This window comes from Mucispirillum schaedleri ASF457 (assembly GCF_000487995.2).
Taxonomy (GTDB): Bacteria; Chrysiogenota; Deferribacteres; order Deferribacterales; family Mucispirillaceae; genus Mucispirillum; species Mucispirillum schaedleri.
In genome coordinates this window covers 472,589-486,063 of the sequence record NZ_CP097562.1, presented here as the reverse complement: position 1 = coordinate 486,063, position 13,475 = coordinate 472,589, and the positions used below count along the sequence as shown (strand labels likewise).

10 protein-coding genes and 1 tRNA gene are annotated in these 13,475 nt (G+C 30.2%); 6 read left to right on the top strand and 5 right to left on the bottom strand.

Translation table 11 applies throughout. The features are described from left to right. The first annotated feature begins 111 nt into the window (after positions 1-111). A complete protein-coding gene (locus N508_RS02355; RefSeq protein ID WP_023276481.1) occupies positions 112-1,647 on the top strand; it encodes a sulfurtransferase in 1,536 nt (511 codons plus the stop codon). Between the two features lie 78 nt (positions 1,648-1,725). Here N508_RS02355 and N508_RS02350 read toward each other — a convergent pair whose 3' ends face one another. After that, positions 1,726-2,439, bottom strand: a complete 714-nt coding sequence (locus tag N508_RS02350; RefSeq protein WP_023276480.1) for a TorD/DmsD family molecular chaperone — start codon at positions 2,437-2,439, stop codon at positions 1,726-1,728. A 162-nt stretch (positions 2,440-2,601) separates the two neighbouring features. On the opposite strand from N508_RS02350, the gene N508_RS02345 reads away from it, so the two are divergent. The 5 genes from N508_RS02345 to N508_RS02325 all read left to right on the top strand — a co-directional run bounded on the left by N508_RS02345 (position 2,602) and on the right by N508_RS02325 (position 7,969). Next, positions 2,602-2,676 (top strand) — tRNA-Ile (locus N508_RS02345). Positions 2,677-2,749: 73 nt separating this feature from the next. Continuing rightward, on the top strand, positions 2,750-3,865 hold the full coding sequence (locus N508_RS02340; RefSeq protein WP_023276479.1) for a Nif3-like dinuclear metal center hexameric protein: 1,116 nt from the start codon (positions 2,750-2,752) through the stop codon (positions 3,863-3,865). Then, positions 3,865-4,596, top strand: a complete 732-nt coding sequence (locus N508_RS02335) for a zinc ribbon domain-containing protein (RefSeq protein WP_023276478.1) — start codon at positions 3,865-3,867, stop codon at positions 4,594-4,596. Before N508_RS02340 ends, N508_RS02335 begins: the two co-directional genes overlap by 1 nt. Before the next feature lie 129 nt (positions 4,597-4,725). Further along, positions 4,726-7,470, top strand: coding sequence for a tetratricopeptide repeat protein (locus N508_RS02330; RefSeq protein WP_179077820.1), 2,745 nt, complete (start codon positions 4,726-4,728; stop codon positions 7,468-7,470). Further along, complete coding sequence (locus tag N508_RS02325; protein ID WP_023276476.1) at positions 7,457-7,969, top strand: hypothetical protein; 513 nt, start codon at positions 7,457-7,459, stop codon at positions 7,967-7,969. The genes N508_RS02330 and N508_RS02325 overlap by 14 nt, the downstream gene beginning before the upstream one ends. 508 nt (positions 7,970-8,477) lie before the next feature. On the opposite strand, the gene rsmI is transcribed toward N508_RS02325, so the two are convergent. Genes rsmI through N508_RS02305 form a run of 4 tightly spaced genes read right to left on the bottom strand, consistent with a single transcriptional unit; the run spans position 8,478 to position 13,435 of the window. Next, on the bottom strand, positions 8,478-9,293 hold the full coding sequence (rsmI, locus tag N508_RS02320) for a 16S rRNA (cytidine(1402)-2'-O)-methyltransferase (protein ID WP_023276475.1): 816 nt from the start codon (positions 9,291-9,293) through the stop codon (positions 8,478-8,480). A 1-nt stretch (position 9,294) separates the two neighbouring features. Next, on the bottom strand, positions 9,295-10,251 hold the full coding sequence (gene trxB / locus N508_RS02315; RefSeq protein WP_023276474.1) for a thioredoxin-disulfide reductase: 957 nt from the start codon (positions 10,249-10,251) through the stop codon (positions 9,295-9,297). Next, positions 10,251-10,808 (bottom strand): peroxiredoxin family protein, encoded by a 558-nt coding sequence (locus tag N508_RS02310; protein ID WP_023276473.1) that lies wholly within the window; start codon positions 10,806-10,808, stop codon positions 10,251-10,253. The genes trxB and N508_RS02310 overlap by 1 nt, the downstream gene beginning before the upstream one ends. Then, complete coding sequence (locus tag N508_RS02305) at positions 10,808-13,435, bottom strand: valine--tRNA ligase (protein ID WP_023276472.1); 2,628 nt, start codon at positions 13,433-13,435, stop codon at positions 10,808-10,810. The genes N508_RS02310 and N508_RS02305 overlap by 1 nt, the downstream gene beginning before the upstream one ends. Positions 13,436-13,475: the final 40 nt, after the last annotated feature.

Here is a 13,475-nt window from a genome sequence, read left to right as displayed (position 1 = left end):
AAAAATAAAAATAATACTTGCTTTTTTAATAAAAGATGATAGAGTATTACTTGAAGATAATTATTTTAATGTATATGCTGTGCAAAAAAATTTATTAATATTGGGGGGATTATGGTAGCAAAATTTTATACCAAACCATTTATGCTGCTAAAACTTGTATTATTAAGTATGTTGATAATAACAGCATTAGCAGCATGCAAAAAGCAAACTGTTGACAGCTATTATTCAACAGACAGAACTGCTGGCTCTGCTTTAATTGAACCTGCAGAGTTAAAAAAATATATTGATAATGGCTTTAAATCAGATGATGGTAGAAAGGTGGTTATTTTACATGTAACACTGCAAAATGGTCAAATGCCAGAATCAACTATTAAAGGTGCATATTCTTTCAGTCAAGAAGAACATTTAATGGAAAAAAGAAGTGATGGTGTTGCTCCAAACGGTGCTATGGTTGCAAGCGGTGCAAAAGTTGATAAATTTTTATCAAAATACGGCATAGACAATAATACTTTAATTGTTCTTACAAGCCATGATTTAACTAACCAAATGGTATACAGAGCTTTTTGGGCATTAAAATACTGGGGCTTTTCTAACAAAGCATTAAAAATATTAAATGGTGCTAACTATTATTTCTTTGGCGAATATGCAAAAGCAAATAATATTGATGCAGCTTCATATAAAGCAGCTCCAGCTGATATTTCAAACATTACTCCATCTGCATTTTCAGTAAAAGATTTGCCAAACAATTATATAGATTCAGTCAGGGCTCCATTTGGAGAAATAATAGCATACGCAAAAGAAAACAAAATGAATGCTGATGCTTCTGGTGAAGTAGCTGTAATTTCTACTATTGATGCTAAAAAACCAGTTAAATCAAATGGTCAGATTGTAACATATACAATATATGACAATAATGCAGTTGATGGCAGAATAAAAGGTGCTACTCAGCTTGCTTATGAGCCCGTAAAAAATGGTGGTTATGCTAATCACTGGGGTTTATATCTAGATGCTCAGTTTTCTGATGACGGTAAATATTCTATTGTTGGTGGTAAAGGCACATTTAAAACACCAGAGCAGATTAGGGCAATGGTGAAAGGTCTTATTGAAAATAATGGTAAGACTACTAAAAATGCTTCATTTTTAGAAAATATTGATAAAAATCCAAATAAAAGAATACTTTTCCATTGTTATACTGGAAGAACTACATCACCACACTGGTTTATATTCAGAGAAATTTTAGGTTATCAAAATGCTGCTGTTTATGACGGTTCATGGCAGGAATGGAGCTCATATTCTGTTTATTATCCAGCAGATGCAGCAAATGCTGTTTATGCAAGAATAATTGCTGGTGAAGATGACCCTAATACTTATGATAAACAAAATACTGATTATATTTATTGGAATGGCGATAAATTTATTATGTCTGATAATAAAACTGAGCCAGAGTTAGAATATGATAACATTAAAACATTTATTGAAAAATGGGATGTTACAAAATATACTGATTTTGCCACATTAGGTGTAGAATCATACTATGAAGATGATGAAGTAGATTTTTATCCATTAACTAATCCTAATATAGACGGCTTATATGCTGGAGATGCTAAAGAAATTAATAAAGAAGATAAGGCATATCAAGGAAAATAAGTAAATTATAAAATACAGCAAAAAGAGTGTCTGTAAAAACAGGCACTCTTTTTTCAGCTTAAAAATAATATTATATTGTTAGTTATTTAACTCATCTGCAAATTCTTTTAAAAGCTCTATGTCATATTTAATATAGTATTTCATTATTATGGCAGTAGCTGCATATAAATTTGAATTAATAGTAATTGATTTTTCATATACAGCATCAGAAAACATATCTATCCAGACTAATATATGGTTTGATGAAAAATTTATCTGGTCTTTTATGGTTTCTTCAAGCAGATTTATATCTCCATCTTCTGCTAGTTTTCCAATTAAATCACTTAGTTTTTGCATATAAAGCATTTCTACACTAATATAATCTTCTGGAGCTTTAATGGTTTCAGGCATTTGAAAATCTCTCATTTTATAAATTGATGTAACTTTTTCCCATTCTTCACCTTTTAATAAACCGTCACTTGAAAGGTAAGAAGATGCAGATGCTGGCACATTTCCCATACCATTTAAAAATAATGATGTAAATTCAACATTAAGCCTTTGGAGAAAATCATAAATAGTAACTGCACTTTTTTCATCATTAATATATTTTTCAAAAATTTTGCAGGCATTATTATATTCATCACTTTCCACATAATCTTTTAAATTATTAAAATAAGTTAAATATTTTTCAGAAACACCAATAAAACTTTCATCAGCTGTATTATTGAATACTCTATAGAAATAATTAAAAAAAGCACTGCGTAAAATTGAAGAATTGATTAAATCTTCTTGTAATTCCTGATTAAATGGCATATAATTTCCCTCATAGAATAAGTTAAGCAATCATAATATTTTTTCATTATTTTTACAATAGATGATTGAATTGTAATGTAAAAAATATTTTTTAAATTTTTTAAAAAAAGTGCTTGACAAATTCTTTAAAATATGAAATAAAATACTTCCTGTTAAAGATACGGGCCAATAGCTCAGTTTGGTTAGAGCCACCGGCTCATAACCGGTAGGTCCTAGGTTCAAGTCCTAGTTGGCCCATTGTAGGGGAGTGTTTACTCCCCTTTTTATTTTCTTTTTTATGGAAGGTCAAGTTAAGGTAAGCAGCTTTTATATGGTTAAAATTAGCGATATTATTAATTATTTAGAATATTCATTTACAGATATTTCTGCCCAGTCAAAATGGGATTTTTCTGGAAAACAAATATATACAGGTGATAGGGAAATATCTAAAATTGCTTTAAGTCTTGATGCAAAAGAAGATATAATTGAAAAGGCAGTAAAAGAGGGGTGTGGGTTACTTATTACTCATCACCCCATTTTTTTTCGTGAAAGTAAGGGTATAAATATTAATAAAGCTGTTGACAGAAAAGTAATAAAAGCCATAAAAGGCGGTCTTGATATACTAAGCTATCATACAAATCTTGATATGGCATATAATGGTTTAAATGACTATATATGTGAGCTTTTAAATGCAAAAATGGATAATGGCTTTTTAAGTTATGAAGGCAGCCATTCTTTATATAAAGTTGCAGTATTTGTGCCTTATGATTATAAAGATGAAGTTTTTAATGCTATGACAGCAAATGGTGCAGGTTCAATATATGGCAATTATTCTTCATGTGGTTTTATTGCAGAAGGAGCAGGGCTTTTCATACCTGATGATAAAGCGAAACCTTTTATAGGCAGTGCAAATGAGCTGCAGATAGTAGATGAAGTTAAAATTGAAACAGTAGTCTTAAAAAAACATCTGCATAAAGTAATACATGCTATGCTTGAAGCTCATCCTTATGAAGAAGCAGCTTATGATATTATTGAGCTGCATAACAAGCTGGATTATGGCTTTGGAAAAACTGCGTCTTTAAATAAAGAATATTCATTACAGGAATTTATTAAATTAATCCAAGAAAAATTAAATATAAAACATATTACAACTAATATGCATGATATTAAGCCATTTTCCCGTTTTGGAGTATGCACTGGTTCAGGTGCATCTTTATGGAAAGATGCTCTTAACAAAGGGGTAAATGTGCTTTTAACTGGTGATTTAAAATATCATGATGCTCTTGATGCTTATGAAGCAGGTGTATGTATTATTGATGCTACTCATCAGGCAACAGAAGAAATATATATGCACAGGTTATCAGAAATTATAAAAAAACAATTTAATATAGAAGTGGTAGTATTAAAACAGGAAAAACAACTAATATGCTGGGGAGGTAATAATTAATGCAAGAAATATTAGAGCAGCTTATTGAACTTCAAAAAATTGATTCTAAAATCGCATCTATTGAGGGAGTAATAAAAAACACTCCATCGCAAATCAAAGCAGTGCAGGAAAAATACGAGAAAGCTATTACAGGTTATGACAGTATTAAGGCTGCACTTGATGAAAACAAAAAAACATATCTTGTTTTAGAAGCAGACTTAAATGAGAAAAAAAGTAACCTTTTAAACTCTCAAACTAAACTTTCTTCTGTTCAAAATACAAAAGAATATGAATCTGTTATCCGCGAACTTGATACTCTTAAAAAATCAGTTGCAGAAGATGAAGCTAAGCTTAAAGAGATGATGAACCTTGATTTTAAATATGAATCAGAGCTTAGCAAAATGGTAGAATTAAAAGAAAGTTTAGAAAAAGAGCTTGAAGATGTAAGTATCTCAAAGGCAGATGAAGATAAAGAAATGCATGATGAACTTGCAAAACTTATGCAGCAGAGAGAAAATTATGCATCTAAAATCAAAAAAAGCACCTATATGAAATATGAGAGAGTGAGAGCACATCGTCATAATATAGGCATTGCTTCTGTAAAAGATGAAGTCTGCAATGGCTGCTATATGCATATTCCACCACAGCTTTATGTTGAAGTTAAAAAAGATTTAGATGTGCATACATGTCCGCACTGCCAAAGAATACTTTATTATATACCACCAAAACAAACTGATGAAACAAAAAAATAAGCTGCATTTAAAATAAATTTTATTTTTTTATAAAGCATACTTGATTTATGACGAAAATATAGTCATAATAAAGTATGCTTTTTTTATTTATGCATAATTATATTAAATATTTAGGAGCTTATGTTGGCTTTGAAATCAAGAGTATATATTTTACTATTTATTTTAATATTAACTTTTGGCTGCAGTGAGAAAAGAACAATAGTGCAGGATAATGTTACTGCTAATTTAAATATTAACTCTGTTGCTCAGTCAGAAAATACGGATATTTTAGAAGGAAATGAAAAATTTTCAGCAGGTGATTTTGATGAGGCTATTAAATTGTATGAAAAAGCTTCAAAAGAAAACAAAGCAACTGCATTTTATAATATTGGTGTAAGCTATTATTTATTAAATAATACTCCTATGGCAGAATTAAATTTTAGGGAAGCAGTTAATGCAGACCCTGATTTTCTTGAAGCTTTAATGAACTTAATTGCAGTTTTAGCAGAACAGGGTGGGGAAAAAGCCAAAGAAGCTGAAAAATATGTAGAAAAATATATAAACAGTGCCAACCATTCTGCTGATGCATACAGCGGTATTGCGAATGTATTTTTAAGTGTAAATGATACAGCAAAAGCTATGTATTATTATAAAAAAGCATTAGAGAAAGATGCTGCTTCACCTATGGTTTTAGAAAACTATGCTAATCTTTTAATAAGCATAGGTGAATATGAAGATGGTATAAATTTATTAGAATCACTTCCAAACAGAAATTTTATTATTCATTATAACCTTGCAAATGCTTATTTTGCTACTGGCAATAAAGAAAGTGCATATAATAATGCTCAGGAAGCACTTTATTCAGATGGAGCAAGTGAAACAGGTTATGATAAACTTGCACAACTTTTTAATAAATTAAAAAAATATTCTGATGAAGCTCAGACTTTGCGTATATTAATCAGTGGAAATGATGAAAGAGATTACAGAGTTCGTTTAATAAAAGCCTATCTTTCTCTTGCACAAAATGATAAAGCCATTGATGAAATTGATTTATTATTAACACAATATCCAAAAGATGAAGAATTAAGCCTTTTAAAATATAATGTAATGGTTTATGTAGATACTGCAAAGGCAGGGGAATATATTAAATCACTATATGAAGATTTAAAAACAGATAAAGTTCTTTCCTATTATGCAAAACATGTATGTTATTTTAATAAAACTCAAAATGAAATAAGACCATATATCCAGACAGACAGAAATAATGGATGGTTATCACTTGCAAAAACTGTTTATGCTCTGAAACAGGGTAGATATAATGATGCAGCTAATTATTTAAAAACAGCAAATAGAGAAAACGGCCATGATTATTTTGCATATAATACATTTTTAAATATTAAAAATAGAGATTTTGCCAAAGCTGCATCTTTTGCAGCTAATCTTGATTTACTGCAGTATGATACTTTTTGGTATAAACTTGTTATTGCTTGGAATTTAAGAGAACCTCAGACTGTCTTAACATTAGGTGAAGAATATAGAAATAGTTCATTAATATCTATAAGACCACCGTCTTTTGAATTTAATATAAGACCTGTTCTTCATGATATGAGTTTTACATACAGGTTTGATGATAAAAGTATTGATACTGCTTCTATGCTTGCTTATCCTGTTTTTATGAAACCAGATGAAACTACTCAGTTTTTAATTACAGGCAGAAGTGCTTTAAAGGAAAGGGATAAGAACAGTGTAACAAGCAAACTTGAAGGTATTAAAATGAATAATGCAGCTATTGATGATTTTGCTGCCTTTAATTTTGAAAATGCAAGGCAGAAGTTTGAAAAAGCTGCTGGAAATTTGACGAATAATACTATAGTACTTTATAACCTTGCACTTACTTATTTTAATTTAGGTGAAAATGACAAAGCTAAGGAAATTATTGATAAAGCATTTGTTATAGATAAAAATGACGGATTTATTCATTTAATTTCTGGGCTTTTAAATTATAGAAAAGGTAATTATCCTGATGCTAAACTTAATTTTGAGCAGGCAAAACTTTATGCTTCTAAAAAAATAGGTGAGCTTGAAACACCTGAAGATGAAGATATTATGCTTTTATATTTATCTGTGCTTTCAGGTGACAGACCATCAAGAAGAAATGAAGCAGAAAGTATATATAAATCAAATGATAATGGATTTACTGTATCTTGTGCTTTATTAATGGATTATTTTGATGATTATGATATAGAAAAATTAAATGAGCTTAAAGATTCACCAATTTTTAGAGTATCAAGAGTTAGAAATCTTCTTGCTTTAAGGCATACTCCAATTGACCAGTTTAAAGATATTGATGATGCTGATAGATACTATACTCTTGCTTATAAATTTGTAATGCTGCAGCGTGGGGCAGCAAAAGCTGTAATATTTAATAAAAGGTTTGCTCATGATAAGGTATATTTAAAAGATATGGTATATGTGTCTATATACAGGCATGATGTAAATTCTGGGCTTAAATATTTACAAACTTTATCTGATATGGATTTTAAATATTCTGAGCTTTATAAAGTATCTTTATATTATTTTACATGGATTAGAGATTTTGTAAACGCAGAAGCATCTTATGGCTCACTTGATAGAATGGGTTATAATGACCAGACATCGTTTTTCTATATGCTTTTATATTTCCTTGTTAATTTTAATGAAACAAGATTAAATAATTATTTAAAATTATATAATGATGCTTATAGTGCAGATTATAGATATGATATAGTAACAGCAATGATGAATTTATATACAAAAAATGTAAGCACTTTTGACAGCATTATAAGGCGTCTTTTATCTCAAGACCCATATTTATTTGATAAAATGTTTATAGAGGTTAATTTTGAAAAATTTTAGAACAAACAAAACATTAATTGCACTTTATATTACTATTTTTTTACTGATTATTGTATTTGCATTAAATACAGAAAACAGGCAGACTCAGTTTAATGTGATGCTGCTTTCTGCAATGACTGTAATATCATTTTTCATGCTTATATCATCACTTGTAAAAAGCATAACTATTACAGATGATAAAATAATTGTCCGCAGTCTGCTTAAAAAAACGGAGCTTGAAATTAAAAACATTAGTTATGGATATGCACTTTCTGCTATGGGCAGGTTTGTATTGATTATACATGATGGCAGCCATTCTGTTATGGTTTCATCATTATCAGATGGTTTTTCTGAGCTTGTTGCACTTGTTTCAGAAAAGATTACAGAAGATGAAAGAAAAGCTTTTGATATTATTACACCTGCAGCATTAAAAAGAAAATATATAATATATACATTTGTAATGACACTGGTAATTATACTTTTAGTCTATGGTATTGTCACTAGTTACCATTTAGTTTAGGTAGATTAATATATATATTTGCTGCTGCCTTTTAAGGTTATACTAAACTTAATTTATAAACAAAATATCTAAAAGAGAAGATAATTTAAATACATTATACACTGCTGTAATATATCTAATTTAGATTTTTCGCCTTAAAAATCAGGCTCAAAATGACTGGTATTGTGAAAACTGGACTTATCCAAAAAAACTTAGATTAATCCATATAATGAATATGGCAAGAGAATTCAGAGTCAATAAGGTCATACTGAGCCTTAAAATGCGAAGTATCTAAAAACATATAATTTAAATATATTATACACTACTGTAATATATTTAATTTAGATTTTTGGGTGAGTTCAGGTATATAGATAATTAATCATTATGTATGGGGAAAGGCTGCCTGAATAGGATATGATAATGTGAAAAAATTCTCATCTTGCTTTTATATATATGCTCATAGAAATGTATAAAAACAGTTTAATACTATAAAAATACATACACAGCAAACTATTTTACAGGATTTTTTTCACATACTCAATTTATTAATCAAATTATATGCTTCATTTCTTTTCATTCCTAATGTTTTCATCATTTTTAATATATCTTTAGATGAAATATTTTCACTTAATAATTCTTTTATTATATGGTCATAATTTAAAGAAAGACTATTATTTGTTTCATTAATATCTTCTAAGCTGTTGTTAACTGTAATAACAAATTCACCTTTAACTGTTATATTTTCAATATCTTCTTTAGAGATTATAAATATAGTTTCTTCATATACTTTTGTAGCTTCCCTTGTAACAGCTATTGGAGCATGGAAGTAATCAAGAAGTATATTTAATGTTTCTTTTACTCTGTAAGGTGATTCATAAAAAATAACAGGTGCTTTTATATTCAGCAGAGTTTTAATTTCTTTTATCTTCTCTTTTTCTTTATGCGGTAAAAAACCATGAAAATAAAAGCTGCCACCGCTGAAACCTGATGCAATTAATCCGTGAATTAATGCAGTGGGTCCCTGTATGATTTCAAAAGGCAGCCCTTTTTGAATGATTTTTTTAATAACTACAGCCCCAGGGTCTGAAATACATGGCATTCCTGCTTCACTGATGAGTGCCACATTATTGCCATTTAAAAGACATGCTATTATACTTTCACTGGCTGTTTTTTCGTTATCTTTATAATATGATTTACAAGGTTTTTTTATTCCCTGACTATTTAAAAGGTTAAGGGCAGTGCGTGTATCTTCTGCAAATACAATATCAACAGAAGACAGAGTTTCTACTGCCCGTTTAGATAAATCAGAGAGATTTCCAATAGGAGTGCCTATAACATAAAGCATATTAATGTTTTAACTCTTCATTAATATATTTTTCTGCCATTTTTGCAGCAACTGCACCGTCAGAAGCAGCAGTTACAACCTGCATAAGTCCTTTTTTACGCACATCACCAGCAGCAAAAATTCCTGATATACTTGTAACAGTATTTTCTGATGCTTTAATAAAGCCATCATTTGAAAGCTCTAAAATGCTGGTAAAAATATCAGTATTTGCATCCCAGCCTATAAATTCAAAAATTCCATCACATTTATATTCTACAATTTCTTCTGTCTGAGTATTTTTTAATTTAACACCAGTTACTATATTTTCTCCAAGTATTTCATCTAATACATAAGGCGTCATAAAATGAATTTTTTTATTTTCTTTTGCACGGTTTTGGATAATTTTAGCAGCTCTAAATTCATTTCTTCTGTGAACTATTGTTACTTTGGAAGCAAATTTTGTAAGATATATACCTTCTTCAAGGGCAGAATCACCACCGCCAATAACAATAACTTCTTTATTTCTGAAAAAGCCGCCATCACATGTAGCACAGAATGAAATGCCTCTGCCTATGAAATTTATTTCATTTTTTGCACCAGTTTTTTTTGGTTTAGAGCCTGTTGCAATAATCAATGCTTTACATTTTATTTTTCTTCCATCTTCAAGTATAACAGATTTCCATATACCATCATCTATTACATCTACACAGTTGCCTTGTCTTATTACTGCTCCAAATTTTTGTGCATGTTTAACAAATTTATCTGTAATTTCATGACCTAATACAGGCTCAGTAAAGCCGGGATAATTTTCAATATGCTCAGTTATAGCCATATTTCCACCAGGGAAGTTTTTTTCTAAAATAAGCACAGAAAGTGCATCTCGTGCAGCATACATTCCTGCAGAACAGCCAGCAGGACCTGCACCTAAAATAATCACATCATAACTTTCGTTTAAGTCCTTGTTAAAAAAGTTTTCCATTAGTCCCTCCATAATATCTGCTGCACTTTATCAGCACTGCCTATTTTAGTTTCATAAATTACTCTGTTATCAGAGCTTATAACATATAAATGAGGCCAGCTTCTTATCCCATATTTTTTACCTGCTGTTTTAGTATCAGCAGCAAATATTATATTTTTATAGTTTGAATAATCATCTTCCCCTAAAAGATTATTCAATTCTTTAGTATTATCATAACCTTGAGCAATAACAATAACTTGAGCAATCCCTTTATCCTGTAGGATTTTAAAAGCAGGCAGTGCCCGTTTATAAGTTGTATTAATAATATAGTTAGAAAAATAAGTATGTTTTTTATAAAAAATTACAACTTTAGGGCTTAGTATTTCATTTATTTTAAAGCTTTCCCCATTATATGCAGTTACTGTAAGTTCTGGTGCTGTAGAGCCTATTTCTAATGGGTTATTCAGCCTGTATATATTTAAAAATGCAAATGCAAAAGCCACCAAAGCAAATATATATATATTTTTACCTGCAAATATTCGTCTTAAATATGGCGGCTTATTTTTGTCTGTTGCCATTATTTTTTAAGACCATCTAATGCTTCATTTATTTTATCAAGCCTTGCTTTTGCTTCTTCATATGTTTTCTTATCTTTTTCTATAACCTTTGCTGGAGCTTTTGCAAGGTATCCTTCATTTTGCAGTTTACCACCATAAAGATTAACATCTTTTAAGACAGCTTTTTTTTCTTTTTCAAGTCTTGCAATTTCTTCTTCTACATTAATTGTGCCTTCTAATGAAACCATTATTTCAAAGCCATTGCCAACACTTTTAGCACAGTTTTCAGGTGCTTTTTCATTAAATTTTATTGATTTTGCTTTACCCATTTTCATAATCAACAGCATTTCTGCCTGAAAAAGTTTAAGTGCATCACTATCATCAGTATTAATATATATTTCAAGCTGAGTAGCAGGAGAAATATTATATTCACCGCGAATATTTCTGATTAAGCTGACTGCTTCAATAACTTTGTCTATTCCTTTTTCTTCTTTTTCAAAATTATAATTTAAATTATCAGGATATTCTTCAAACATAATAGTTTCTTTATTAGTTAATGTCTGGAAAATATGCTCTGTAACAAAAGGAATATATGGATGCAGTGCAATTAATGATTTTTCTAATACATTAGCTGCTGTAGCAAGAGCATATTCTTTTTCTTTCTCACTGCCTTTAAACATTCTGTCTTTAATAAGTTCAAGATACCAGTCGCAGAAAGTCATCCAGAAAAATTGATAAAGTTCGTTTGCTGCTTCATTAATACTGTATGCATCTATTGCTTTTGATGCTTTTTTAGCTGTATGCTGCAATTTCATTAATATCCATTTATCAACACTTTCAAGGTTATTTTCATCAATTTTTGATATTTCATCACCTAAATTCATTAAAATAAATCTAGAAGCATTCCATATTTTATTAATAAAGTTTCTGTATCCCTCAACTCTATCCACATTCATTTTAATATCTCTGCCTTGTGCAGCAAATATAGCAAGAGTAAAACGGAATGCATCTGCACCGTATTTATCAATCATAATAAGTGGGTCAATAACATTACCTTTTGATTTACTCATTTTCTGCCCCTTTTCATCACGAACAAGGGCATGCAGATAAACATCTTTAAATGGCACATCATCCATAAATTTAATACCCATCATCATCATTCTTGCAACCCAGAAAAATAAAATATCAAAGCCAGTTACAAGTGTAGAAGTAGGGTAGAATTTTTTTAATAAATCAGTTTTTTCAGGATAACCCATAGTAGAAAACGGCCATAGAGAAGATGAAAACCATGTATCTAATACATCTTCATCTTGATGAATATTTATAGAGCCGCAATTTTCACATTTATCTGGGTCTGTCTTTGCAACTGTAGTATGAGAACAGTCTGCACAGTGCCATGCAGGTATTCTATGCCCCCACCAAATCTGACGGGAAATACACCAGTCGCGTATATTATTCATCCATTCAAAGAAAGTATTTTCCCATTGTTTTGGAATAAGTTTTATTTTCCCGGTTTTTACAGCTTCTATAGCTTTTTCTGCAAGTGGTTTAGTTTTTACAAACCACTGCATGGAAACACGGGGCTCAATTACAGAATTACATCTGTAGCAGCAGCCAACATTGTGTTTTAACGGTTCAATTTTTACAACTAAATCAAGTTCTTTAAATTTTTCAATAACTGCTTTTCTTGCAGTTAATATATCCATCCCTTCAAATTCTTTATAAAAATTTCCGCATATTTTATTGTTTTCATCAATACATACAATTTTTTCTAAATTATGGCGAATGCCTGCTGCAAAGTCATTTTGGTCATGTGCTGGAGTAATTTTAACACATCCTGTTCCAAATTCAGTTTCTACAAAATTATCAGCAATTACAGGTATTTTTCTATTAATAAGTGGAAGAATAACATTTTTTCCTACTAAATGTTTATATCTTTCATCATCAGGGTGGACTGCAACAGCAGTATCTCCAAGATAAGTTTCTGGACGAGTAGTTGCTATTTCAAGATATTCACTGCTGTTTTCAATTGGGTATTTTAAGTGATAAAGAAAGTCATCTTTTTCTGTAAATTCTACTTCAATATCACTTAATGCAGTATGGCATCTTGCACACCAGTTTACCATATAGTTAGAGCGGTATATTAAGTCTTCTTTATAAAGAGTATAAAACACTTCTCTAACAGCACGAGATAATCCTTCATCCATTGTAAAACGCTCTCTATCCCAGTCACAGCTTGAGCCTAGAGCTTTAAGCTGGCTTATAATTGTGCCGCCTGATTCTTTTTTCTGCTGCCATACTCTTTCTATAAATGCTTCTCTGCCTAAATCATAACGAGTTTTTCCTTCTGATGCTATTATTTTTTCTACAACATTTTGAGTGGCAATACCTGCATGGTCAGTTCCCGGCATCCATAAAACTTCATAACCTTTCATTCTTTTAAAGCGGGCTAATATATCTTGTATAGTTTCATCAAGTGCATGACCCATATGAAGTGAGCCTGTAACATTTGGTGGTGGTATAACTATTGAGTATGCAGGTTTTTTAGAGTATTCATCTGCATGAAAAAGCTTTTTGTCAAGCCAAAATTTATAAATACTTTTTTCATATTCAGCAGGGTTTATTCTGCTGGACAATTCTTTTGCCATTTTTATCTCCATTAATATAATTATTATTTTGCTGTATAAA

What these genes read in the sequence shown, in the direction of transcription:
- N508_RS02335 (WP_023276478.1), top strand. Translation starts at nt 3,865, where the DNA reads ATGCAAGAAATATTAGAGCAGCTTATTGAACTTCAAAAAATTGATTCT.
- N508_RS02350 (WP_023276480.1), bottom strand. Translation starts at nt 2,439, where the DNA reads ATGCCATTTAATCAGGAATTACAAGAAGATTTAATCAATTCTTCAATT.
- N508_RS02355 (WP_023276481.1), top strand. Translation starts at nt 112, where the DNA reads ATGGTAGCAAAATTTTATACCAAACCATTTATGCTGCTAAAACTTGTA.
- trxB (WP_023276474.1), bottom strand. Translation starts at nt 10,251, where the DNA reads ATGGAAAACTTTTTTAACAAGGACTTAAACGAAAGTTATGATGTGATT.
- N508_RS02305 (WP_023276472.1), bottom strand. Translation starts at nt 13,435, where the DNA reads ATGGCAAAAGAATTGTCCAGCAGAATAAACCCTGCTGAATATGAAAAA.
- N508_RS02310 (WP_023276473.1), bottom strand. Translation starts at nt 10,808, where the DNA reads ATGGCAACAGACAAAAATAAGCCGCCATATTTAAGACGAATATTTGCA.
- N508_RS02340 (WP_023276479.1), top strand. Translation starts at nt 2,750, where the DNA reads ATGGTTAAAATTAGCGATATTATTAATTATTTAGAATATTCATTTACA.
- rsmI (WP_023276475.1), bottom strand. Translation starts at nt 9,293, where the DNA reads ATGCTTTATGTTATAGGCACTCCTATTGGAAATCTCTCTGATTTATCT.